Consider the following 23165-nt stretch of genomic DNA (forward strand, 5'->3'; position numbering starts at 1 on the left):
GACAGAGAATCAGACAAGAGCCAATCTTTTGTTGTGATCCTTAATGAATCCAATTTTGAACCTGCTTATTATAACTATGGTGCTTCCACTTTAGCGAAGTATAAAGATTCAAAGTACCAGTTTTTTGATAAAAACTTCAAACTTATTGATACTGCAGTTACCCAAGAAAACATTACCACTTTCAAATATGCAGTAAAATCTGTAAAACCCATCACTGATGCTGATAAAGTAGAACTTAAAACTTCATTTAAAATATGGGATCCTTCGAAAGGTATTCATATCGGATCATTTACCCTTCATTTTTATAGTTTAATGTTTGTATTTGCCTTTGGTTTCGGATATATCTTAATGACAAGAATCTTTAAGATTGATCATGTTAACCAAAAATACCTGGAACCTTTGTTCACCTGGACATTAATCGGAACTATACTTGGAGCAAGATTAGGACATGTTATCTTTTATCAGCCGGAATTATTTAAAGAGGATTTCTGGAGTGTATTTTTACCAATAAGCACAAAAAATGGTTTAAAATTCACAGGGTTTTCAGGTCTGGCGAGCCATGGTGCAACAATCGCTTTGATTTTCACCACGCTTTATTATTCATTCAAAATCATCAGAAAAAATCCATTCTGGGTATATGACAGATTGGGTATTGTAGTCGCTTTAGGAGGCGCATTTGTAAGAATGGGGAACTTTTTCAATTCTGAAATTGTAGGTAAACCAGCTGATCCAAATTCTCCGTTTGCTTTGCTTTTCCCACAACAGAGCAGTGAGTATGGTCTTACTGTACCACGTTATCCAAGCCAGTTATTTGAGGCGGTAGGATATGTTCTACTATTCATTTTATTATGGATACTTTACAGAAAAACAGATAAAAAATATCAACAGGGATGGTTATTCGGGCTGTTCTTTATTATTCTTTGGGCCATCAGATTCTTCGTTGAGTTCCTTAAAGAGCCACAAGGCGATGAATTCATCCAGATAGGCGGGCTTAATACAGGCCAGGTTCTTTCTATTCCATTTATGATTGCAGGAGTTGTCATTATGATTGTTTCCAAGAAATTTAAGATCACTCAGGCTGAAAACGAGAAGCCGGAATAATCGTAATCAAAAAGACCAACATATAAAAAGGCAAATTTGTAGAAATACAGATTTGCCTTTTTTAATATCTTAAAAATTATTTCGCTGTTGTCTCATTACAGGTTCTTCTCCACCCTTCTGTTCAGTTCTTCAAAAACAGCACCCAATGCATCAATGACATCAGTAGGCAGCATAGATTCTTTTGAATGTTTTTCAGAAGCAATATCGGCTGATCTTCCATGTAACCAAACACCCAGAATACAGGCTTGCTCCGGAGAATATTTCTGGGCTAAAAGCGAGGTCAGAATTCCGGTAAGAATGTCTCCACTTCCTCCTTTTGCAAGACCGGCATTTCCCGTTATATTATAGAAGACATTTCTTTGTGGAGTAATGACTTGTGTGTGATGATCCTTTAATACAATATAAATATCCAGTTCCTTTGCTTTTTCCCTGGCTAATTCAAGTCTTTTAAAAGAATGATCTGTACTTCCAAAAAGCCTTTCAAACTCTTTCGGGTGAGGAGTAATAATAGATTTCTTAGGAATTAATTCTAAATATTTTGGATCTTTTGAAAGGATATTCAAGGCATCGGCATCCAATATCAAAGGTTGGGAATAGTTTTTCAGAAAATTCAGAAAGCTTTTATCAGTATCGGGATGAGTTCCCAGACCAGGCCCTATGCCACAGGTAAAATCCTTGTCAAACTCAAAATTTGTCATGATCTGCTCTCCTCCTTTTATAAACATAGCTTCAGGACATGAAATCTGTAAAATTTCGTAGCCGCACTCTGGAGCCAGCGTAAAAGTAAGTCCTGCTCCGGTTCTTAAAGCCGATTGTGTTGCCAACACTGCGGCACCTATTTTTCCATAGCTTCCTCCTATGATAACAGCCTTACCATAGCTGCCTTTATGGGAAAATTCCTGTCTCGGAATGAATATGGATCCTACCTGCTGATCATCAATAACTGAATATTCAGAATCAGTTGTATCAGCGTATATCTGACTTAAATCAATATCCAATACTTCTACTTTTCCGGTATACTTTCCTGTTTCCGGATGTAAAAAAGTGCGTTTCCAGCATTGAAGGGTGAGCGTGTAATCGGCTTTCAGAATAACAGGATCATTATCAAATATTTCATCTGCAGACAACCCGGAAGGAATATCTATGGATATTTTAATATTCTTTTTGGTATTCAACTGTTCAACAAGCGTTTTGTATTCTCCTTCCAACGGTCTGGACAATCCTGTTCCGAAAAGAGCATCTACAATAATTGTTTTATCATCAAAATTATAATATTCATTTTGATCAAACTTCCTGACTGAAATTCCTGACAAATCCCGGAGTCTTTTCAGATTAACAGAAGCATCTTCTGAAAATTTTATTTTAGAATCGCTTATAAATACATCTACATCAAAACCTTTCAGATAAAGTATTCTTGCAACAGCCAATCCATCACCTCCATTATTTCCTTTGCCGCAAAATACGGCCAGTTTTTTATGGTTTTTACAATGTTCTGAGATCCAATGAGCCAAAACCATTGAAGCCCTTTCCATTAATTGAATGGAAGAAACCGGCTCCTGAGAAATCGTAAACTGATCCCAGCTGCGTATCTGTGCTGCAGTGAAAACTTTCATAGGCAAATCAACTTTTAAGCAAATTACAAAAGATTTTTCATTATGATATCACGTCATTAATAAAAATAAAAAGTCATCATTAATGAAATAAGATATTGATACAAAGCCAAAATATTCATTAAAACAGATCATAGAAATTCGGCATAAAATTCAATATTTTGGGAATAAAAAACTATAAAACGTAGTGTCCTTTACATTTTTTAATTATATTTTTGTGTATATACTAATTAAAAAAAATATAAATTATGGGATTTGTAAAGGAATTTAAAGAGTTTGCCTTTAAGGGTAATGTTCTCGATCTTGCTGTCGGTGTGATCATTGGGGCAGCATTTGGAAAAATTGTTTCGTCTTTGGTAGAAGATGTAATCACGCCTCTGATATTAAATCCGGCATTGAAAGCAGCCGGTGCAGAAAACATCGCAAAACTTACATGGAATGGTGTTGCTTACGGGAATTTCCTTTCAGCAGTAATCAGTTTCCTTTGTATTGCAATGGTTCTTTTCTGGATCATTAAACTGGCTAACAAAGTAAACAAAAAAGATGCTCCGGCTCCCGCAGGACCTACAGAAGATCAAAAATTACTGACTGAGATCAGAGACTTATTGAAAAGTAAAAATATATAAGCTGTATAAACAGTTTTACAATAAAAAGCACCTCGATTGAGGTGCTTTTATTAGATTATATCATTTCAAATTATTGAATCTGTAAGATACTTGAAATCTGCTCTGCAAGAGAAAGCCCGATTCTATCCTGTGCTTCAAGGGTAGAAGCTCCAGTGTGAGGGGTAAGAGAGATTTTAGAATGAGTAAGAATTTCCTTAGAAGGAGTTGGCTCATTAATGAAAACATCTAATCCGGCAAATCTTACTTTACCTGAATCTAAAGCCTGAATTAAAGCTGTCTCATCAATAACTCCACCTCTTGAACAGTTGACAATAGCCACACCGTCTTTCATTATTTCAAATTCATTCTGACCAATCATATAACCGTCTTTCTGTGCCGGGACATGCAGCGTAATAAAGTCTGAATGTTTTAAAACTTCCTGTAACGGTTCTGTTTCTATGTCAACATTGATGAACTGGTTGTTGTAAAATTTCACCTTAATACTTGCTTTCCCAACATTATTATCGGCTGCTACAACTCTCATTCCAAGTCCTAAAGCAATTCTTGCCACTTCCTGTCCGATTCTTCCCATTCCAACAATACCAATTGTTTTTCCTCTTAATTCAATACCGGCTGCATAAGCTTTTTTAAGGCCTCCAAATTCAGTATCTCCTACCAAAGGCATTTTTCTGTTGGAATCCTGAAGGAATCTTGCTCCTGAAAACAAATGAGCAAAAACAAGTTCAGCCACCGATTCTGAAGAAGCTGAAGGCGTATTGATCACATGAATCCCTTTTTCTCTTGCATAATCTACATCAATATTATCCATACCAACACCTCCTCTACCAATAATGTCTATGGATGGGCATCCGTCAATAATATCTTTTCTTACCTGTGTAGCACTTCTCACCAGCAGGGTGCGGATTTTGTGCTCGTTAATATAATCTACTAAAAACTCCTGTGGAACTTTTGTAGTGATAACCTCAAAGCCTTTTTCTGTCAATGCATCTATTCCAGATTGATCAAGGCCGTCATTTGCTAAAACTTTCATAAAATATCAAGTATATTAAAAAATGAAAGATTTAAAAATTAAAGGAACTGATTTCCATTTAATTTTTAAATCTTTAAATTATATTTTTATTCGCCGTCTTCTTTGAATACTTCAATGGTTACTTGCTTTTCAACCAAATCCGTAAATCTTCCTTTATATCTTGTAGCTCTTACCAGGTGGTTGTCTATCCAGTGATAATTTCCGCCTCTTGGTTTTCCGCAAAGCACGCTATGGTATTTGAAGCCATGCTTATCCAGCCAGTCGATAGTGATTTGTTTTAGATTCTCGGTTCTTGAAGTAAAAAAGCAGATCTGATGTCCTTCGTCATACCATCTGTTGATTGTTTCCAGAGCATCAGGATAAGGTTCGCAGGTCACCATTCTTTCCGGCTCTTCGTTGGGAACATCATCAGTAATGGTTCCGTCGATATCTATTAAGTAATTTTTTATTCCATCCTTTAGAATAGGACTAATGTGTTCAATGTATTCTAATTCCATTACTAAATATTAAGTAACAAAGTTAGCGTTTTTACAACTATCAGGCACGTTAATCTTAGTTTATGTTAATATTATACTACAAAAACTACTATTTAAAGAATAATATCAATATTTTATTAATTATTTCCTTCGAAATAGTTAAAATTTTTCGTTTTGCGTTTTCTTTTTAAGCTGAGAAAGCTGAGATTGTAAAAAACAGATCAGCCAATTGATCAATTTATCGGCAAGCTTTCTTTACTTTATTACCATTATTATAAAAAGCATGATGTTTATCTAAAAATTTCCAAAATACATTTATTACTCTTACATTTGTAGGAATGGAAGAATATGTTGTTTTAGTAAATCCTGAAGATGAAGTTTTAGGACTGATGGAAAAACAGCAGGCTCACATCAATGGCCTGTTACACCGTGCTTTTTCTGTATTTCTTTTTAACAGTAAAGGAGAAATGCTTCTTCAGAAAAGAGCCTCAGGAAAATATCATTCTCCTAGCCAATGGACCAATGCTGTGTGCTCGCACCCACGAGAAGGGGAAACTTATCAGGAAGGAGCTGTGCGCAGATTAAGAGAAGAACTGGGAATTGAGGCGGAACTTTTAGAAAAATTCAATTTTATTTACAAAGCAGATGTGGGTGGCGGCCTTTGGGAGCACGAGCTGGATCATGTATTTGTAGGAAATCATGAAGCGGATTTCAATTTAAATAAAGAAGAAGTGGAAGAAGTACGATTCATTACTCCTGAAAATCTGGATAAAGAAATTGCTGAACATCCTGAAAACTTTACTGAGTGGTTCAAAATTATTCTGGAAGAATATAAACACCATTTTTAATAATGAAAAAAATATTGTTTTTTTCTGCGCTTTTAACGGGAAGTCTGTTTTTTGCCCAAAAAGCAAAAGTATATGAAAATTCCAATTACTCCATTACGATTCCGGAGGGCTGGAAATCTACGAATGACAGTGAGATTATTAATATTTTCCCTACCAGCCAGATAGGTGCTGTTACCATTTCGGAATATCATGATCTTCCCCTTCCAAAAGATGAAGTGAAAAAATTCATCCTTGCCCTTTATCAGTCGAAAGATGAAGAGAAAAAAGTAAAAGAAAAAAAGAGCCAGAAAGGATATACAGAATATCTGTATGAACACTTTGATGAAAAGGAAAAGCTTTTCTGGATCACCAAGGCTTTTCAAAAAGACAAAAACTTATATTTAGTTTCCATCAACTGTGGCCAGAAATTCTGGAACGGAAACTATATGACCCTATTCAATGAGACTTTTAACAGTTTTAAAATAAAGAAATAAAATTAAATATGAAGAAAACAGCCTTGTACGACAAACATGTTTCTTTGGGAGCTAAGATCGTACCTTTCGCAGGTTTTGAAATGCCTGTTCAATATTCAGGGGTTACAGAAGAGCACTTTGCAGTAAGAGAAAAAGCAGGATTATTTGATGTTTCCCACATGGGACAGTTTTTCATCGAAGGGCCAGGATCAAAAGATCTTTTACAGTTTGTAACTACCAATAATGTAGATGCACTAGAAAACGGAAAAGCTCAGTATTCTTGTCTTCCTAACGAAAACGGCGGAATTGTAGATGACCTTATCGTTTACAAAATGGAAGATGACAAATATTTTGTAGTAGTTAATGCATCTAACATCGACAAAGACTGGAATCATATTTCAAAATACAATACTTTCGGGGCTAAAATGACCAATGCTTCTGATGAAATGTCATTATTAGCAGTTCAGGGACCTAAAGCTACTGAAATTCTTCAGAAACTTACGGAAGTAAACCTTTCGGAAATTCCTTACTATCATTTCACAGTAGGAAGTGTTGCCGGAGAAAACAATGTGATCATTTCAAACACAGGATACACAGGAAGCGGTGGTTTTGAGATTTATTTCAATAACGAAAGTGCTGAAAAACTTTGGGATGCTGTAATGGAAGCAGGTAAAGAAGAAGGAATTATCCCATGTGGATTAGCTTCCAGAGATACTTTAAGACTGGAAAAAGGATTCTGTCTTTACGGAAATGATATCGATGATACTACCTCTCCTATTGAAGCTGGTTTAGGATGGATCACTAAGTTTGATAAAGACTTCGTTTCTAAAGATGTTTTTGCAAAACAGAAAGAAGAAGGTGTTATAAGAAAATTAGTAGGTTTTGAACTTACAGATAAAGGAGTTCCAAGACATGATTATCCTGTAGTAGATGCTGAAGGGAATGTAATCGGGAAAGTGACTTCCGGAACACAGTCTCCAATGAAGAAAGTTGGTTTAGGTCTTGCTTATGTAGACAAACCTCATTTCAAATTAGGTTCTGAAATCTTCATTCAGGTAAGAAACAAAAACATTCCTGCAAAAGTGGTGAAAGCTCCTTTTGTATAAGTGTTTTAAATATAAGAACAAAAAAAGAGTCCGTGATAATCATGGACTCTTTTTAATTTAATAGCAGATACAGCAGATCTTTCTATCCGGTGAACAGGCGTCACCTACTCCGGGTGTACTCGAAATTACTCCACCAGCAGGCCCGCATAACGTAAAGCAGTTTACCAGAGGAGGTCTTAGTCCTCCGTTGATTTCCTTTAAGGCTGATCTGTTAAGGTTCTTTGTTTTTGAAAAGTTTGTTTTCATGATGTAATTTTTGGCAATTATAAAGTTAAGTATTTAATAATTAACCAATTGAAATAAATCACAAATTACAGATAAAATTTATTTTGGAACATGTTGAAAGCGATAGTCATTACCAATGCTGGTATAGTGCTTACATCTGGTTCCTTTTTTGGTTGTTCCCAAGCATTGATTTCCTTTATTGATACCATTCACTTTTTTAGGGCTGGAAACCATTCCATATCCTGATGTTTGACCAGGATTGCAGATCTTACAAGGTTGAAGTCCAAGTTCCAGAGCTTTATTTACAGACAGGCTGAAAGAAACATTTTTCACCATTCTGCACGATGATGTATGAAACTTTGTACCCGAAGGAGTTCTGTAAACCGTCTGTCCTTTTACACTGACGGCAAGACAAAGCAATATGGAAATCAGATATTTCATTCATGTACACCAAAGAACTTCTGAAGTTCTTCAACATTTTTCTTATCATTTCCTACGAAAATCTCTTTATCTGTAATAAAGACAGGTCTTTTCAAAAAGGTATAATGATCCAGAAGCAATTCTTTAAAGTCTTTTTCTGTCAAAGATTTTACATCCAAACCTCTCAATTTGATCTGAGTAGATTTTTTGCTGAATAAAGCTTCGTATGATTTTGTTTTTTTATGCATTTCTGCCAATTCTTCTTTCGTGATCGGCTCTTTTTTAATTTCGCGAAGCTCCCACTCTGTAAGGTCAAATTGCGCTAAAATTTTTCTGCAGGTATCACATGTGTTGAGATAAAATACTTTCTTCATTACGGTTTCTAAATCTGTTATTGTTAAAATTCTCTTTCATTGAAAGTTTCGTCTTTCAAAAGTAGGATTTAATCTAAAACTTTGGAAATTATTAAATAACTTTATTCAAATTTTATAAAGATGCAGAACAAGCCTATTACTTTTCAGTTTATTTCGGAGCCTTCAGATGTTAATTACGGAGGAAATGTACATGGAGGAAGTGTTATGAAATGGATTGACCAGGCCGGTTATGCATGTGCGACGACCTGGAGTGGGAATTATTCTGTCACCGTGTATGTGGGCGGAATCCGTTTTTATGATCCTATTAAAATCGGTGAAGTGGTAAAAGTTGATGCTCAGGTAATTTATACAGGAACTTCGAGCATGCATATTGCCATTAATGTCTTTTCAAGAAACCTGAAGCAGCCGAACTTTGAGAAAAAAACACATTGTATCATTGTTTTTGTTGCCGTAGACGAAAATGGAAAAAAACTACCTGTACCGAAATGGATCCCAACAACCGAAGAGGAAAAACAGCAGGAAATATATGCCAAACGCCTGATGGAACTGAGAACACAGATTGAGGATGAGATGAAACCGTTTTTATAATGGAAAGAAAAGATTTCATCAGACTTTCTTCACTGGGATTTTTGGGGTTGTATTCTTGTGGGGTTTCAAATTTAAATATGAATAAAAAACCATTTGCCATTCAACTGTACACTGTTCGTGATTCCATGTCTCACAATCTCGAAAAGACTTTTGAAAAACTGGCAGAACTTGGTTTTACAGCATTGGAAATCTATGGTTATGACGGAAATTTTTTCGGAAAAACAGCAAAAGAATTTAAACATATTTTGTCTGCTCATGGTTTAAAGGTGATCAGTTCACATCATCAAACCGGAATTACAGATCTGAAAGACGGAACTCTTTTGAAAAACTGGAATACAACGTTGGAGGATCTCAGCATTATTGGTTCAACATATGCAGTTTGCTCCTACCTTCCCGAAGCGGAAAGAACACTTGAAAATTATAAAAAACTTCCTGAGATTCTTGAAAATGCAGGAAATTACTCCAAACAAAACGGAATTCAGCTGGCTTATCATAATCACGATTTTGAATTTTTAAAGATGGATGAAAAGAATAATTTTTATGATTTCATTTTAGAAAATACTTCATCAGGTGCAGTTAAGATGGAGCTGGATTTATATTGGATTTCAAAAGCAGGTTTAGATCCGTTGCTTTATTTTGAAAAATATCCGAAAAGATTTCCATTATGGCATGTGAAAGATATGAAAGCAGGAACAAAAGATTTTGCAGAAATCGGAAACGGCACCCTTGATTTTAAAAAAATTTTCGAAGCCAGAGAAAAAGCAGGATTGAAACATTGGTTTCTGGAACAGGATTCCAGTGATAAAGATATTTTTGACAGTATAAAGATGAGTAAAAAGTATATACTTAAACATTCTTACTTTAATGAAACTTGAATCTAAAGATATTTAATCATGAAAAAAAATTTACAACTCTTTTGCTTACTGATTATTATTTCTTTGAACTCACAAACCCATCGATTTATTTATGAGCTTCAATTAAAAATGGATTCTACAGAATCTGAATATCAGAAATTCAACATGATTTTAGATATTAATGCGAAAGAGGTAAAATTTTACGGAAGAAATCTTCTTATCGCAGATTCTTTGAATAAAAAATTCGGAAACATGGACAACAAACACGTTGATATGTCCGGACAAGTGGTAAAAAGAAAGATAAACACTACTGAAAATGAAAATTTTATCAATATAAAATTTGGATATTACTCTTTTAAAACCAATGATAAAATAAAGTGGAATATTTCCAGCGAAACCAGACAGGTTCAGCAATATACATTACAAAAAGCAACGGCTAAGTTTGGTGGAAGAAGCTGGATTGCCTGGTTCAATAAAGAGATCCCATTTAATGAAGGTCCTTTTAAATTTTCAGGGCTTCCAGGTTTGGTATTTGAAATCTACGATACAAAGAAAAATTTCATTTATCATCTTATTAAAAGTCAGGAACTGGCAGAGACATATGCTACCGATAGTTTTCTTGAATCCAATTTCGGAAATAAAGCTATTTCCATCAATGAAAAACAGAAACATAAGCTGGCCATGGAGTTTTACAATGATCCTTTTGCTTTTGAAAGAAACAATTTCAGCAAATCCAACAACGACCTGAAAATAAATATTAACGGAAAAGAGATCCACAACGTAGATGAGCTGAACACTCAGACCAAAAGCATGCAGGAGGTGATAAGAAAATACAACAATCCGCTTGAGATTGATAAGGCCATACATTATTAAAAACATAGAAGTTGTTTAGCGACAATATCTTTTATCTTTTATCTTTTATCTTTTATCTTTTATCTTTTATCTTTTATCTTTTATCTTTTATCTTTATTCATATATTTGCATGAACAAAAGGAAATGGTGTTCTTCCTTACCCAACCGCTTTACAAAAGCTGATGACGCCTGATTAAAAGATTATTAACAAATAACTAATCAGGATTATCATGTCAAAAAACCAAAGAACATTAGGTAAAAAAGCAGTTTTTCACACTCATTTTTTCTTCAGAAAGTTTCCGGCTCTGCCCTATATTTTAAAATGGCTGTGCATCAGTACAATTATTGGAACTTTAGTGGGAACAGCTTCTGCAGGGTTTCTTCAATCCTTAGAATGGGCAACGAACTTCAGGGAAAATCATCTGTGGCTGATTGCTTTGCTGCCAGCAGCGGGATTCCTGATTGGGCTTCTTTATTATTATTTCGGGAAAGATGTTGAGGCTGGAAACAATCTGCTCATTGATACCATCCATGAACCAAAGGGAATTATTCCGTTTAAGATGGCGCCTTTTGTTTATCTCGGAACCATTGTCACCCATTTCTTCGGAGGCTCTGCAGGCCGTGAAGGTACGGCACTTCAAATGGCAGGGGCTATCGCGGATCAGCTTACCAGACCTTTTAAGTTGGACAGAAATGAAAGAAAAATATTAATTATTGCAGCTATTGCGGCCGGATTTGGCTCTGTATTTGGAACTCCACTGGCAGGTGCCGTTTTTGGACTTGAGGTTTTTCTGATCGGAAGAATTCGTTACAATGCCATCTTTCCTGCCTTCGTTTCTGCAATTCTGGCCGACTGGGCTACCAATCTCTGGAATGTAAAGCATACCCATTATCATATTGATTTTATTCCAAAGCTTGAGTTTTTGCCAGTTCTCTACAGTATTCTGGCCGGAATAGCTTTCGGAATATGTGCCGCAGCTTTCAGCAAAATGATCCACTGGATGAGCTCTGTTTTCAAATCAAAAATCAAATATCCTCCGTTTCGCCCTGTTGTGGGAGGAATTATTATTGCGCTTGCTGTTTTTGCGATGGGCACAACCCGTTATATAGGGCTGGGAGTTCCTGTGATTGTGGAATCTTTTGAGAAACAGCTTCCTTTATATGATTTTGCATTAAAAATGATTTTTACCATTGTTACCCTTTCAGCCGGATTTAAAGGTGGAGAAGTTACCCCTTTGTTCTTCATCGGCGCTACTTTAGGGAGTGCTTTATCTCTTTTTATTCCGCTTCCGTTCGGATTATTGGCAGGAATGGGTTTTGTAGCGGTATTTGCCGGAGCTACCAATACTCCTTTAGCGTGTATGCTGATGGGAATTGAATTATTCGGAGCAGAATGTGGTGTCTATGTAGCTATTGCCTGTGTTGTTTCTTATCTCCTTTCCGGTCACAACAGTATTTATACGAAACAGAAAATCGGAGAAGCAAAAAACAGACGATTTGAAAGTCAGCAGGATAAGTCTGTTTCGGATTTTTTATAAGTTGGTTTTGGTTTGCTGGTTGTTTTGGTTGCTTGTTTCTAGTTTCTAGTTGTTTTTGTTGATAGTTACTGGTTACCTACAAATTTAAACCCTCGAATCCGGTATCTCAAAACACAAACCCAGCTACACTCAAGCTCTCCCACTCTCAAACTCACTAACATCTCCTTCGCCGTTTCCAACTATAATTCGTAATTTTACCCCATGTTCGATTACAGATTAAAAGTTTTCCATACAGTAGCTTCCCGATTAAGTTTCACGAAAGCTTCAGAAGAGCTTCATATTTCCCAGCCCGCTGTTACCAAACATATTAAAGAGATTGAAACTCAGATAGGTGCTAAGTTATTTGACCGAAAAGGAACTTCTATTCAGCTGACTCAAAGCGGGAAAATCCTGTTTGAACATGCAGAGAAGATCAGAAATATCTACCGTGATATGGAGTTTGAGATCAGCCAAATCAATCAGCAGCATAAAGGAAAACTGATTATTGGAGCCAGTACAACCGTTGCACAGTACATTTTACCTGAAATTTTAGCCAAATTCAATTCTTATTATAAAGATATCAAGATTGAGCTTCTTACGGGAAATACAGAAACAATCTCAACACTTTTAAAAGAAGAAAAAATTGATCTGGGTATTATTGAAGGCGAATCTCAGTCTTCTTACTTTGAATACAGGACTTTTAAGCCTGATGAAATTGTTTTGGCGGCAAAATCCGACCACGCTCTAGCCCATAAAACCCTAAATTTAAAAGATCTCTATCAGCTGGATCTGATTTTCAGGGAACAAGGTTCAGGTACTCTTGAGTTTATACACAACAGACTCAAAGAAAAGGAAATCAATATCCATGAACTGAATACCGTTATGCAACTTGGAAGCAGTGAAAGCATTAAAAATTATCTTCTCCATTCTGAATGCATGGCATTTCTTTCTATCAGCACCATACTGAATGAGCTGAAAAATAATATTCTGACGGTTATTGATATTAAAAATTTCAGTATTGAAAGGGATTTTCATTTTATCCTTCCTAAAGGCGAGCAATCTGAACTGATCAGCCTTTTCCTGAGATTTGCAGAGTAAATCATTTGTATAATGTACAAAGTATTCATGTAAAAAGTATTAATAATTTGCCAGCTACTATAGTTGCTTATCCGAAATACTTTTTACTTTTTACTTTTTACTTTTTACTTTTTACTTTTTACTTTTTACTTTTTACTTTTTACTTTATAACTTTTGGTTATTCGTTATAACAAAATACGATTTACTTTGTAATACTAAATTCCGGAATTTTGATGCAGATTTTAAAAGTTCGCATTATGAAAGATTTCATTCAAAATGAAATGACACGGAAAGTATTTTTTATTGTTTTAGCAGTAGTATGTCTTACTCCGCTTATCTCTTCTCCTATAGCTCTTGTATTGGGATTTGGGCTGGCTGTTTTTATCGGAAATCCTTTTGAAAAACATCTTCATCATTATATTCATTTGCTATTACAGATATCAATTGTAGGTTTAGGATTCGGGCTGAAGCTGGACGAAGCTCTTCACGCCGGAAAAACAGGTTTACTCTTAACGGTTGTAAGTATTGTTACAGTAATGGTTTTGGGATATTTTCTGGGAAAAGTATTTAAACTGGAAAGGCCTTTAGCTTATTTGCTCTCTGCAGGAACAGCTATTTGTGGAGGGAGTGCCATTGCAGCCGTATCCCCTATTATTAAACCCAGTACGAAACAGATTTCCCTTGCGTTAGCTATTGTTTTCACGTTAAACTCTATTGCATTGTTTGTCTATCCCGCCATAGGACATTTTCTGAATCTGTCACAGGAACAGTTTGGACTTTGGTGTGCGGTAGGAATTCACGATACAAGCTCAGTAGTAGGTGCTGCCAGTAAATATGGTGATGAAGCGTTGAAAATAGCAACTACTGTAAAACTGGCGCGTGCTTTATGGATCATCCCGGTTTCATTGATCACCATGTTCATTTTTAAAAGCAAAGATTCCAAAATAAAGATTCCCTGGTTTATCGGGTATTTTATTGTGGCGATTCTGTTGAATACCTATTTTCCTTTTATGGATCGTTTCAGTGCTTCTATCACTGTTTTGGCAAAATCCGGACTGAATCTGACTTTATTTTTCATTGGTTCCACCCTTTCTCTCCAAACACTGAAATCAATCGGATTAAAACCTTTAGCTATGGCAGTTATCCTGTGGATAACCATAAGTGTTGGTAGTCTTCTTTACATAATCCATTAAAAAGAGCAGCACCCTTTTGATATCAAAAGGGTGCTGCATATTAAATGTGGAAATGTTTATTTCTAATTGAAATAATTTTCTTTAGATTGCGGCTTCACCACAAGTATATACCTGCGGACAAGCGATATACTGTACACAATACCAAGGTCCTGTTACAGATCCTGAGCAGCTGCATCCGCAAAGAGATAAATCCGGATTACCGCTTATTCCTCCTGTAATATTTTTCAAGTCTTGTTTTCTCAGTTTTTTAGCGTTTTTCATAATGTTCGTGAGATTTAGTTTTAATTAAATAATTTAGTTTTAGTTACCTTCCAAAGTTAAACAAATATTAAATACTCGCAACAAAAAACGACACAAAAGTTAATAATTTATTGATTATAACTTAATTATTATATTCAAAATAAGGAATCCTCTATGTATTTTTTTTAAACAGTTTAAATTATTCTGTAAATTCAAGGTCTCTGTCATGGGTTTCAGAAATCGTAAGTGAAGAATAAAAAGCAAGTCCGAATACTACTACTCCTACTATTGCAGCACTTTCCACAACAGGGAAATGTCCTTTAAGGGAATCAAAAGCAAATATCATAACCGGCACCAGTCCTCTTACCATATTCGGAACTGTTGTGGTTGCGGTATTTCTGATATTGGTTCCGAACTGTTCGGCTGCCAGTGTTACAAACATAGCCCAATATCCTGTTCCAAAGCCAAGCCATACACAGAATAAATAGTATTTTGTTTCTGTATTGGTATTCCCGAACAACATGATAGCAACACCGATGAGAGTAAAGATCAGCATATAGAAGATAGCCATTTTACGTGATTTTAAAGCATGGGAAATAAAACCACTCAGTAAATCACCTACAGAAATACCTACATAGGCCCACATAATTGCTTTTCCGGGGTTGATCTCTGTAATACCTAATTCAGGAGCAAATTGATTGGCTAAAACGGCCAGAATCCCAATGCAATACCATGTGGGTAATCCTACTGCGATGCATTTTAGATATCTGATCAATCGGTCTTTATTGGTAAAAAAGGATAAAAAATCTCCTTTTGAAACATCTTTATGCTCTATATTCTTATAAATTCCGGATTCTGATACGCTTATTCTTAGTATCAATAACATAATTCCCATGATCCCACCGATGATGTAAGAAATGTTCCAGCCTCCGGCCAGTTCTACGGTAAGTTGAGCCACTACGGCACCCATTAATCCAAAACCAGCTACCACCGAGGTTCCGATTGCCCTTAAATTCTTCGGCAGACTCTCAGAAACCAGTGTAATTCCCGCTCCGAGCTCTCCGGCAAGCCCAATACCCGCTATGAACCTTAAACCGGCATATTGATACACTAAATGCTCTTTCGGAAAATATGGAAGAAAACCACAAGCAATATTAGCTAATGAATAAACCAAAATAGATCCAAACAGCACAGAAAGTCTCCCTTTTTTATCTCCGAAAATCCCCCAGAATACGCCTCCGATGAGAAGGCCTACCATCTGACAGTTCAGAATAAAGGTTCCGTCTGCATCAGGATTAAGTCCCAATGCCTTTAAACTGGGAATTCTTACAATCCCAAATAGAAGGAGGTCATAAATATCTACAAAATAGCCTAAGGCAGAAATAATAACGGGAATAGAGAAAATGTACTTCAGTTTTGAAGACAGAGACAGTTCTTGCATTTTTAAGTTTTGATAAAAATAAAAAACCTTTCAATTTCTTGAAAGGTTTTTATTAAATATCTTTTTACGATTATTATCTGGCAATATTCACAGCCCTCGTTTCTCTGATTACTGTTACTTTTACCTGTCCCGGATAAGTAAGTTCGTTCTGTATTTTCTCAGAGATGTCGTAAGAAAGCTGAGAAGCTACTTCATCATTTACTTTTCCACTCTCTACCATTACTCTTAGCTCTCTACCCGCCTGAATTGCATAAGCACTGGATACACCATCAAAGCTTAACGCTGCAGATTCAAGATCTTTCAATCGCTGGATGTAAGATTCCAATACCTGTCTTCTTGCTCCCGGTCTTGCGCCTGAGATTGCATCGGCTACCTGAATGATCGGAGATAATAATGACTTCATTTCAATTTCGTCGTGGTGAGCTCCAATTGCATTTACTACTTCTGGGTTTTCACCGTATTTCTCTGCCCACTGCATACCTAAAAGGGCGTGTGGCAATTCTGATTCCTGCTCAGGAACTTTACCGATATCATGTAAAAGACCTGCTCTTTTTGCTAATTTTACGTTTAATCCTAACTCAGCAGCCATTGTCGCAGCAATATTTGCTACTTCTCTCGAGTGCTGTAGTAAGTTTTGTCCATAAGAAGAACGGTACTTCATTCTTCCTACAATTTTGATCAATTCAGGGTGTAATCCGTGGATTCCTAAATCAATGATGGTTCTCTTACCTACTTCAATGATTTCCTCCTCGATCTGTTTTCTTGTTTTTTCTACTACTTCTTCAATTCTTGCCGGGTGAATTCTACCATCGGTTACCAATCTGTGAAGGGATAATCTTGCAATCTCTCTTCTTACAGGGTCAAAGCATGAAAGAAGAATGGCTTCCGGAGTATCATCAACAATAATTTCTACTCCTGTTACCGCTTCTAAAGCACGGATATTTCTACCTTCTCTACCGATAATTCTACCTTTTACCTCATCAGATTCGATATTGAAAACGGATACTGAATTTTCGATAGCCTGCTCAGTTCCGATTCTCTGAATTGTTTGGATAACGATTTTTCTCGCTTCATTTTTAGCATTCATCTGAGCTTCTTCCATGATGCTCTGAACGTGCGCCTGAGCTCTTGTTTTAGCTTCAGCTCTCATGGTTTCTACCAATTCTGCTTTCGCTTCATCTGCTGTATAATTCGAGATTTTTTCAAGTATTTCTACTTTCTTAGCAGTAGCTGTATCTAACTCCTGCTGTTTTCTTTCCAGAATTTCATTCTTCTTAGCGTAATCTGCAATTTGCTTGTCTAGATCTTTTTCAAGCTTTCCAGTCTTGCTAAGTTCATCATTCAGCTTATGCTCTTTGTCTTTCGTTCTCTTTTCAACTTCCTGCATTTTCTTTTCACGGGACTGAATATCTGCATCATGCTGTGATTTCAGTTCCAGGAACTTTTCTTTAGCCTGAAGGTTCTTTTCTTTCTTTATGGATTCAGCCTGTACGTTAGCTTTTTCTATAAGGTTTTCGGCATTTTTCTTGGCATCATCTATGATGAATTTTGCTTTAGTATTCAGAGAACTTCTGGAAAAAAACATTCCTACCACGGCTCCGATTACTAAACAAACAACACCGACTATAACTTCTATCATAATATATATTGAGTTTTAATTGTATTCATATTCTTTACATAAAAAAAGCCTACAATAATCCAGAGATTGAGAGTAAACTCCTAATCAACACGATTTGAACTGATTTCCACTGTCTGTAATCCGGAAGTCCGGCACGCCATTCGATGGACATTTGTTCGGTAATTGTTTAGCGTTGAGTTTACCTTTAATGTGTTAGAATTATTGTAGGCAGTAATTTTTCAGGAAAAAAAATCTATTTCCCGATTTCATTCAACGACTGATTAATCTGCGTTAACCTCTCGTTGGTTGAATTAATATTTTTCTCGTAGTTAAGAGAAACTACTTCTGCATTGGTTCCCAGTTTAAGGGCACACATAGCCAAAGCATCCTGTTTATCTCTTACATCGAAGTTTTGTTCAAAATCTTTAATCATATTCTCGATCTGCTTCCCTACTTTACGCAAAGTTTCTTCCTCTGCTGCCGGTACGTTCAGCGGATACACTCTTCCTGCAATGTTGACGGTTATTCTCCTTACCTCCATTATAATCCACTGTTTTGAAGCTGAGCAATACAGAAATCAATTTCTTTCACCAATCTGTTGATATGGTTCTTCATTAATCTATTGTGTTCAGGATTTCCTGATATTGCTGAATAAAGTTTTATATTTTTTTGTTCTTCTGCTAATACCTGATTCTTTCTTCTTTCCTCATCATACTTCTTCTTCAAGTCTTCATGCTCAATATTTAATTCTCTTAAATTTTCCGTAAGATTTTTATAGTTCTTTTGCAGAGTCGAAATCTTTCTCTCTAATTCTGAAAAATTGTTTTCTAAATCTTGAAGCATTTCAGGTTTGTATATTCTAACTAAAAGCAAAAATAAAAAAATAATAGCACTAACAAAAATAAAACGCTCTATATTTTGAAATACAAACAAAAAAGGAGGCGCCAGCGCACCTCCTGTGTATTTTTCAATGAAATATTTTTTTATTCAAATTTCAGAACGAACATTACCGCTCTTGTCTGCAATGTAGAAATAGCAGATGACCAGTAAGGAGGTGTAGTAGCGTTATCTGCCACCTTCTCATTGTTCATGAAGAATGTTCCTCTTACGGCAGGAGTCAGTTTAAATTTGTTGAAATAAAACTGAATTCCCATTTCTGCAGACCATGCGAAGTTGTGAGTGGTAGATCTGTAAATCCCCTGCATGTTATCATCTGTAGAAGTTGCGTTAGACTGAAGGTTCACCACATAGTTTACCCCTGCTGCCACATAAGGTCTTGAATTGTACCATCTTTGTCCGTGAAGTTCCAAAAGTACCGGAATATCGATCAATGTAGATTTAATTTCTCTTACTTTATCCTTTTCCTGTAAAGGGAATGGCATAAAAGGAGGATTCGTTAAAGATCCACCTGCATAAATGTCATTGGATTGAGTATTAAAAGTCAACTGTCTTTGTGCAAACTGTAAACCTGGTTCTATTCTTACATCAAGATAGTCATTCAGTCTCCATTTTGCAATAAGCCCGGCACCGAAACTATAACTTTCCTTGGAGGTAACAAGGTTTTCATTATCATTCATCCCATATTTCGGATGCAAAACAATGCGGTAATCCAGTCTGTTCCCGTTCAAATAAAACCCCCAACTGAATTTCTGCTCGTCGAAATCTTCCAACTTATCCATTTTGTTTCGGGTTCTGAATTGCGCGTTTGCAAAAACGGCAACATTTACTGAGGTTAAAACCAGTGCTTTTAATAGAAATTTATTCATAGGTTACTTTGTTGCTTTATAAATTGTGGCTATACCTAAACTTAATTTTTTATATTCAACTTTCTTAAATCCCGTATCTAAAAGAATTTGCTTCATCTTCTCCCCGAAAGGAAAAGCATTTACAGAATCCGGAAGGTATGTATACGCCCTATTATCCTTAGAAACCAGTCTGCCAATGGCAGGTAATATATTTTTAAAGTAAAACATATAAAATGGTCCCATGAAACCCTCAACCTTTGAAAACTCCAGTATATAAACACTTTTGTTATCTTTAACTACTCTTCTTAACTCTGCCAAACCTTTGGTAAGGTTTTCAAAATTCCTTACTCCAAATGCAACGGAAACAGCATCAAATCTATTATCCTCGAAAGGTAAATTTTCAGCATCTCCTTTTTGCATGGAAATTTTGCCGTCTAATTTAAGTTTTTTTATTTTAATAACGCCAACATTCAGCATTTGTTGTGATAAATCTAATCCAACTACTTTAGAACCGGTTCCTTTTTCAATCGTAATTGCCAGGTCTCCCGTTCCTGTAGCCACATCCAGCACTTCCTGCGGATTATCATTTTTCATCCATTTTACCAGTTTATTTCTCCACAAAATATCAATTTTCATGGATAAAACACGGTTCAGAAGGTCATACTTCGGCGCAATATTGTCGAACATATCCTCTACCTGGCTTTTTTTTGTAGCCTCTGAATTGTAGGGAGTAACTTTGGTGATATCTTTTGTCAAAACTTAAAACTTGTAATATTCTTTATAATAATTTAGGTAATCCTGCTTTCTGAAGATTTTAGATCGTGATTCCACTTTCTGGATATTTTTGATCACTTTGTCATAGTCTTCATCTACATTGTAATAAAAATCTTCTGTGTAAAGCTTATTGAAGCGTTTCGCTCCTCCGTAATAATCCTTTCCGTCAATAACTGTTTTATCAAGGTTTGCCAGTAACGAATCTTTTTTAAGATTATATCCGTAATACTGATCATTTACGTAGTAATCCTGATGAGTGATATTAATCAGACCCCGAATTTTATTCACTTCAAATGCAGAATCATAAAGCATTTTTTTGTTCTGATCAAAAACCTGAATAGAGTTTTTCCCCTTATTCAAATCCACATGCACAAACTGTCCCGCAGAAATAATGCCTTCAGACCCGTTATTGATCTTAAAGTAATACGTATTCGGGGTAGGATTATCTACAACATAATAATTCTTCTTGGCTAAAAAAAGGAAGTAGATCCCAAAGGCAACGATAAACGCCACAGCTGCAATAAGTAAGCCTTTTAAGGATGAATTGTTTTTCATAGATTGTAAAGTACAATTTTTGCAAATTTAATAATATTTTTAATTCTCCGTTATTAATATTAATTATTAACTTTGCATCTTTAAAAAAATCATATAAACGAATGCCTAATACGATCATTATTGGCTCTGGATCTTATATTCCGAACAGAGTTATTGGTAGAGATTACTTTATGAATTCCGAGTTCTATACTGAAGACGGAGTAAAGATTGAAAAGCCTGTGGAAGAGACCATTGCGAAATTTGTAGAAATTACAGAAATCGAAAACAGGAGATTCATTGAGGATGATCTTTCCAACTCTCAAATCGGTTATGAAGCTGCAAAAATTGCCCTTGAGGATGCCAAAGTAGACGGCGAAGAATTGGATTATATCATCTATGCAAGCAATTTCGGGGAAGTTACCGAAAACGGATATGCTGATTTTATGCCAACAATGGCAGCCAGAGTAAAGAATAAACTGGGGATCAAAAACAGAAAATGCGTAACCTATGACATGGTTTTCGGATGTCCGGGATGGGTAGAAGCAATGATTTTATCTGATAATTTAATTAAAGCTAAAGTAGCAAAAACAATTCTTGTCATCGGAGCTGAAACATTAAGCAGAGTGACTGATCCATATGACAGAAACAGAATGATTTTTGCCGATGGTGCCGGAGCGGTAGTGGTAAAAGCAACTGACGAAGAGAATGTAGGAATTATTGCCCACAACACGATCTGTGATAATGGACCGGAATTAAACTACCTTGAAAATCAACCTTCTATCAATAAAGAAGCAGATCAAAAGCGTCTTTATGTAAGAATGTTAGGAAGAAAGATTTACGAATACGCTCTTAAAAACGTACCGGATGCTATCAAGGACACCATTACTGATGCAGGTCTTTCTATTGAAGATATAGATAAAATCTTAATTCACCAGGCCAATGCTAAAATGGATTACGCCATGATTGAAAGACTTCACAGGCTTTATGACGTAAAAGAATACGATCATGCGATCTCTCCTATGACGATCCAGGATCTTGGAAATACTTCAGTAGCAACAATTCCTACCATGTATGATATAATAATTAAAGGAAAAATGGAGGGTCAATCGTTTAAAGAAAAAGGTAACATTGTGATGACTTCGGTAGGAGCCGGAATGAACATCAATGCTATCGTTTACAGATTTCCTTAAAAATATTTAATAAACAAAAAATATAAAGCACAGGGAAGTTATTCTTTGTGCTTTTTTTGATCAGAACATGCAAAAGAACCTTTTAATCATCGCCGGAATCTTCCTTTTTTTGGAAGTGTATATTTATCAGGCTGTCAGAACGCTTACCGATAATTTCTGGATCAGAACCGGATATTGGGTAATATCGTTAGCCGTATATGGAATTTTCGCCTATGAAGTCAATCATTACCAACGATCAGACCGAAGTATGGTAAGGACTCAGATCATGATTTCATTATTTTTAATTTTCATCCTTCCTAAAATTTTCGTGGTCCTGTTTTTATTAATTGATGATATCATCAGAACCGGAGGCTATCTGATTGGCTTTGCCAAACCCACTGAAAATTTCTTCCCGGAAAGAAGGAAGTTCCTGAGTCTGGTAGGACTGGGAATGAGCGGGGTACTTTCAGCTCTTTTCATTGACGGAATTACGTTTGGGAAATACAGGCATACAGTAAGAAGGGTAAGAGTAAATTTTGCCAATCTCCCAAAAAGTTTCAAAGGCTACAAAATCATTCAAATTTCTGACGTTCACAGCGGAAGCTTCTCAGACCCAAACAAATTACAACATGCTATCGACCTGATCAATGAACAGAAGCCCGACCTTGTATTATTTACCGGAGACATGGTAAATAATGTTGCGGATGAATTCAAGCCATTCATTCCTTTGTTTTCAAAAATTCAGGCTAAAGATGGCAAATTTGCCGTTTTAGGAAACCACGATTACGGAGATTATGTAACCTGGGAATCCCGTGCTGCTAAAAAAGAAAACCTTGAGACATTGATTGGCTATGAAAAGCAGGCTGGTTTTGACATGCTGAGAAATGAGCATAGAGTCATTGAGAAAAATGGAGATAAACTCTATATTCTGGGGGTTGAGAACTGGGGACTGAAACCATTCCCTCAATTCGGAAGAATAGATGATGCGTTAAAAGGCGTACCGGAATCTGCCACTAAAATATTAATGAGCCACGACCCTACCCATTTTGATTACGTGGTAAAAAAACACCCTGGAAACATCCATTTAACCCTTTCAGGACATACCCATGGAATGCAGTTTGGACTGGATCTTAAAAACGTAAAATGGTCTCCGGTACAATACAAATACCCAAAATGGGCCGACTTATATGAAAGCGAAGGAAAATTACTGTACGTAAACAGAGGATTTGGCGTATTAGGATATCCGGGAAGAGTGGGTGTATTGCCAGAAATCACTCTTTTTGAGCTAAGCTAGA

General features: G+C 36.0%; 27 protein-coding genes and 1 riboswitch. Of the genes, 13 read left to right on the forward strand and 14 right to left on the reverse strand.

Annotation, left to right across the window (positions count from 1 at the left end; all coding sequences use genetic code 11):
- The first annotated feature begins 252 nt into the window (after positions 1-252).
- Positions 253-1101, forward strand: a complete 849-nt coding sequence (lgt, locus tag JOE44_RS25255) for a prolipoprotein diacylglyceryl transferase (protein ID WP_209789136.1) — start codon at positions 253-255, stop codon at positions 1099-1101.
- Between the two features lie 95 nt (positions 1102-1196).
- Here lgt and JOE44_RS08500 read toward each other — a convergent pair whose 3' ends face one another.
- Positions 1197-2714 carry an NAD(P)H-hydrate dehydratase gene (locus tag JOE44_RS08500; protein ID WP_209785213.1) on the reverse strand — a complete coding sequence of 506 codons (1518 nt, stop codon included), beginning with the start codon at positions 2712-2714 and terminating at the stop codon, positions 1197-1199.
- Between the two features lie 245 nt (positions 2715-2959).
- Between JOE44_RS08500 and mscL the strand changes: the two genes are divergently transcribed.
- Positions 2960-3337: a large conductance mechanosensitive channel protein MscL gene (gene mscL, locus JOE44_RS08505; protein ID WP_047432100.1), complete on the forward strand. Its 378-nt coding sequence runs from the start codon at positions 2960-2962 to the stop codon at positions 3335-3337.
- Between the two features lie 70 nt (positions 3338-3407).
- Here the strand turns inward: mscL and JOE44_RS08510 are convergent, their stop codons facing one another.
- Both JOE44_RS08510 and JOE44_RS08515 read right to left on the reverse strand, forming a co-directional pair.
- Positions 3408-4367 carry a D-2-hydroxyacid dehydrogenase gene (locus JOE44_RS08510; protein ID WP_034695946.1) on the reverse strand — a complete coding sequence of 320 codons (960 nt, stop codon included), beginning with the start codon at positions 4365-4367 and terminating at the stop codon, positions 3408-3410.
- A gap of 86 nt (positions 4368-4453) precedes the next feature.
- Positions 4454-4864, reverse strand: coding sequence for a phosphoheptose isomerase (locus JOE44_RS08515; RefSeq protein ID WP_002980498.1), 411 nt, complete (start codon positions 4862-4864; stop codon positions 4454-4456).
- A gap of 317 nt (positions 4865-5181) precedes the next feature.
- Between JOE44_RS08515 and idi the strand changes: the two genes are divergently transcribed.
- From idi to gcvT, 3 genes are read left to right on the forward strand one after another with little or no spacing between them, the layout of a single operon-like run.
- Complete coding sequence (idi, locus tag JOE44_RS08520) at positions 5182-5691, forward strand: isopentenyl-diphosphate Delta-isomerase (protein WP_209785214.1); 510 nt, start codon at positions 5182-5184, stop codon at positions 5689-5691.
- Between the two features lie 2 nt (positions 5692-5693).
- Complete coding sequence (locus tag JOE44_RS08525; protein ID WP_245169740.1) at positions 5694-6164, forward strand: hypothetical protein; 471 nt, start codon at positions 5694-5696, stop codon at positions 6162-6164.
- 8 nt (positions 6165-6172) lie between these two features.
- Entirely contained in the window at positions 6173-7249 is a 1077-nt protein-coding gene (gene gcvT, locus JOE44_RS08530) for a glycine cleavage system aminomethyltransferase GcvT (RefSeq protein WP_209785215.1), read from the forward strand.
- Between the two features lie 57 nt (positions 7250-7306).
- Here the strand turns inward: gcvT and JOE44_RS08535 are convergent, their stop codons facing one another.
- The 3 genes from JOE44_RS08535 to JOE44_RS08545 form a co-directional block, all read right to left on the reverse strand.
- Positions 7307-7495: a hypothetical protein gene (locus JOE44_RS08535; RefSeq protein WP_209785216.1), complete on the reverse strand. Its 189-nt coding sequence runs from the start codon at positions 7493-7495 to the stop codon at positions 7307-7309.
- A gap of 78 nt (positions 7496-7573) precedes the next feature.
- On the reverse strand, positions 7574-7915 hold the full coding sequence (locus JOE44_RS08540) for a hypothetical protein (RefSeq protein WP_209785217.1): 342 nt from the start codon (positions 7913-7915) through the stop codon (positions 7574-7576).
- The gene (locus JOE44_RS08545; RefSeq protein WP_105683626.1) at positions 7912-8268 is read right to left on the reverse strand and encodes an ArsC/Spx/MgsR family protein; all 357 of its coding nucleotides are present in this window, start codon (positions 8266-8268) and stop codon (positions 7912-7914) included. Before JOE44_RS08545 ends, JOE44_RS08540 begins: the two co-directional genes overlap by 4 nt.
- Before the next feature lie 120 nt (positions 8269-8388).
- Between JOE44_RS08545 and JOE44_RS08550 the strand changes: the two genes are divergently transcribed.
- The 6 genes from JOE44_RS08550 (at position 8389) to JOE44_RS08575 (ending at position 14349) form a co-directional block, all read left to right on the forward strand.
- A complete protein-coding gene (locus JOE44_RS08550) occupies positions 8389-8856 on the forward strand; it encodes an acyl-CoA thioesterase (protein WP_047383407.1) in 468 nt (155 codons plus the stop codon).
- Complete coding sequence (locus JOE44_RS08555) at positions 8856-9731, forward strand: sugar phosphate isomerase/epimerase (RefSeq protein WP_209785218.1); 876 nt, start codon at positions 8856-8858, stop codon at positions 9729-9731. Before JOE44_RS08550 ends, JOE44_RS08555 begins: the two co-directional genes overlap by 1 nt.
- An 18-nt stretch (positions 9732-9749) precedes the next feature.
- Positions 9750-10583: a GLPGLI family protein gene (locus JOE44_RS08560; protein ID WP_209785219.1), complete on the forward strand. Its 834-nt coding sequence runs from the start codon at positions 9750-9752 to the stop codon at positions 10581-10583.
- 110 nt (positions 10584-10693) lie between these two features.
- A riboswitch (Fluoride riboswitch) is annotated at positions 10694-10761 on the forward strand.
- 31 nt (positions 10762-10792) lie between these two features.
- Positions 10793-12100 (forward strand): voltage-gated chloride channel family protein, encoded by a 1308-nt coding sequence (locus tag JOE44_RS08565; RefSeq protein ID WP_209785220.1) that lies wholly within the window; start codon positions 10793-10795, stop codon positions 12098-12100.
- Between the two features lie 201 nt (positions 12101-12301).
- Positions 12302-13177: a LysR substrate-binding domain-containing protein gene (locus JOE44_RS08570; protein ID WP_209785221.1), complete on the forward strand. Its 876-nt coding sequence runs from the start codon at positions 12302-12304 to the stop codon at positions 13175-13177.
- A 236-nt stretch (positions 13178-13413) separates the two neighbouring features.
- Positions 13414-14349: a putative sulfate exporter family transporter gene (locus JOE44_RS08575; protein WP_209785222.1), complete on the forward strand. Its 936-nt coding sequence runs from the start codon at positions 13414-13416 to the stop codon at positions 14347-14349.
- An 81-nt stretch (positions 14350-14430) separates the two neighbouring features.
- On the opposite strand, the gene JOE44_RS08580 is transcribed toward JOE44_RS08575, so the two are convergent.
- The 8 genes from JOE44_RS08580 to JOE44_RS08615 form a co-directional block, all read right to left on the reverse strand.
- Positions 14431-14610, reverse strand: coding sequence for a hypothetical protein (locus JOE44_RS08580; protein ID WP_209785223.1), 180 nt, complete (start codon positions 14608-14610; stop codon positions 14431-14433).
- A gap of 178 nt (positions 14611-14788) precedes the next feature.
- On the reverse strand, positions 14789-16030 hold the full coding sequence (locus JOE44_RS08585; RefSeq protein WP_209785224.1) for an MFS transporter: 1242 nt from the start codon (positions 16028-16030) through the stop codon (positions 14789-14791).
- A gap of 73 nt (positions 16031-16103) precedes the next feature.
- Positions 16104-17669 (reverse strand): ribonuclease Y, encoded by a 1566-nt coding sequence (gene rny / locus JOE44_RS08590; protein WP_209785225.1) that lies wholly within the window; start codon positions 17667-17669, stop codon positions 16104-16106.
- Between the two features lie 232 nt (positions 17670-17901).
- Positions 17902-18189 (reverse strand): cell division protein ZapA, encoded by a 288-nt coding sequence (locus tag JOE44_RS08595; RefSeq protein ID WP_034695967.1) that lies wholly within the window; start codon positions 18187-18189, stop codon positions 17902-17904.
- On the reverse strand, positions 18189-18491 hold the full coding sequence (locus JOE44_RS08600) for a hypothetical protein (protein ID WP_105683630.1): 303 nt from the start codon (positions 18489-18491) through the stop codon (positions 18189-18191). The genes JOE44_RS08595 and JOE44_RS08600 overlap by 1 nt, the downstream gene beginning before the upstream one ends.
- Positions 18492-18631: 140 nt before the next feature.
- Entirely contained in the window at positions 18632-19414 is a 783-nt protein-coding gene (locus JOE44_RS08605) for a porin family protein (protein ID WP_209785226.1), read from the reverse strand.
- Between the two features lie 3 nt (positions 19415-19417).
- Positions 19418-20149 carry a bifunctional demethylmenaquinone methyltransferase/2-methoxy-6-polyprenyl-1,4-benzoquinol methylase UbiE gene (gene ubiE / locus JOE44_RS08610; RefSeq protein WP_034695974.1) on the reverse strand — a complete coding sequence of 244 codons (732 nt, stop codon included), beginning with the start codon at positions 20147-20149 and terminating at the stop codon, positions 19418-19420.
- 3 nt (positions 20150-20152) lie between these two features.
- Complete coding sequence (locus JOE44_RS08615) at positions 20153-20722, reverse strand: hypothetical protein (protein ID WP_209785227.1); 570 nt, start codon at positions 20720-20722, stop codon at positions 20153-20155.
- A gap of 101 nt (positions 20723-20823) precedes the next feature.
- Between JOE44_RS08615 and JOE44_RS08620 the strand changes: the two genes are divergently transcribed.
- Positions 20824-21891 carry a ketoacyl-ACP synthase III gene (locus tag JOE44_RS08620; protein ID WP_105683632.1) on the forward strand — a complete coding sequence of 356 codons (1068 nt, stop codon included), beginning with the start codon at positions 20824-20826 and terminating at the stop codon, positions 21889-21891.
- 67 nt (positions 21892-21958) lie between these two features.
- Entirely contained in the window at positions 21959-23164 is a 1206-nt protein-coding gene (locus JOE44_RS08625) for a metallophosphoesterase (RefSeq protein WP_209785228.1), read from the forward strand.
- Position 23165: the final 1 nt, after the last annotated feature.

The organism is Chryseobacterium sp. PvR013 (assembly GCF_017833095.1).
GTDB lineage: Bacteria > Bacteroidota > Bacteroidia > Flavobacteriales > Weeksellaceae > Chryseobacterium > Chryseobacterium culicis_A.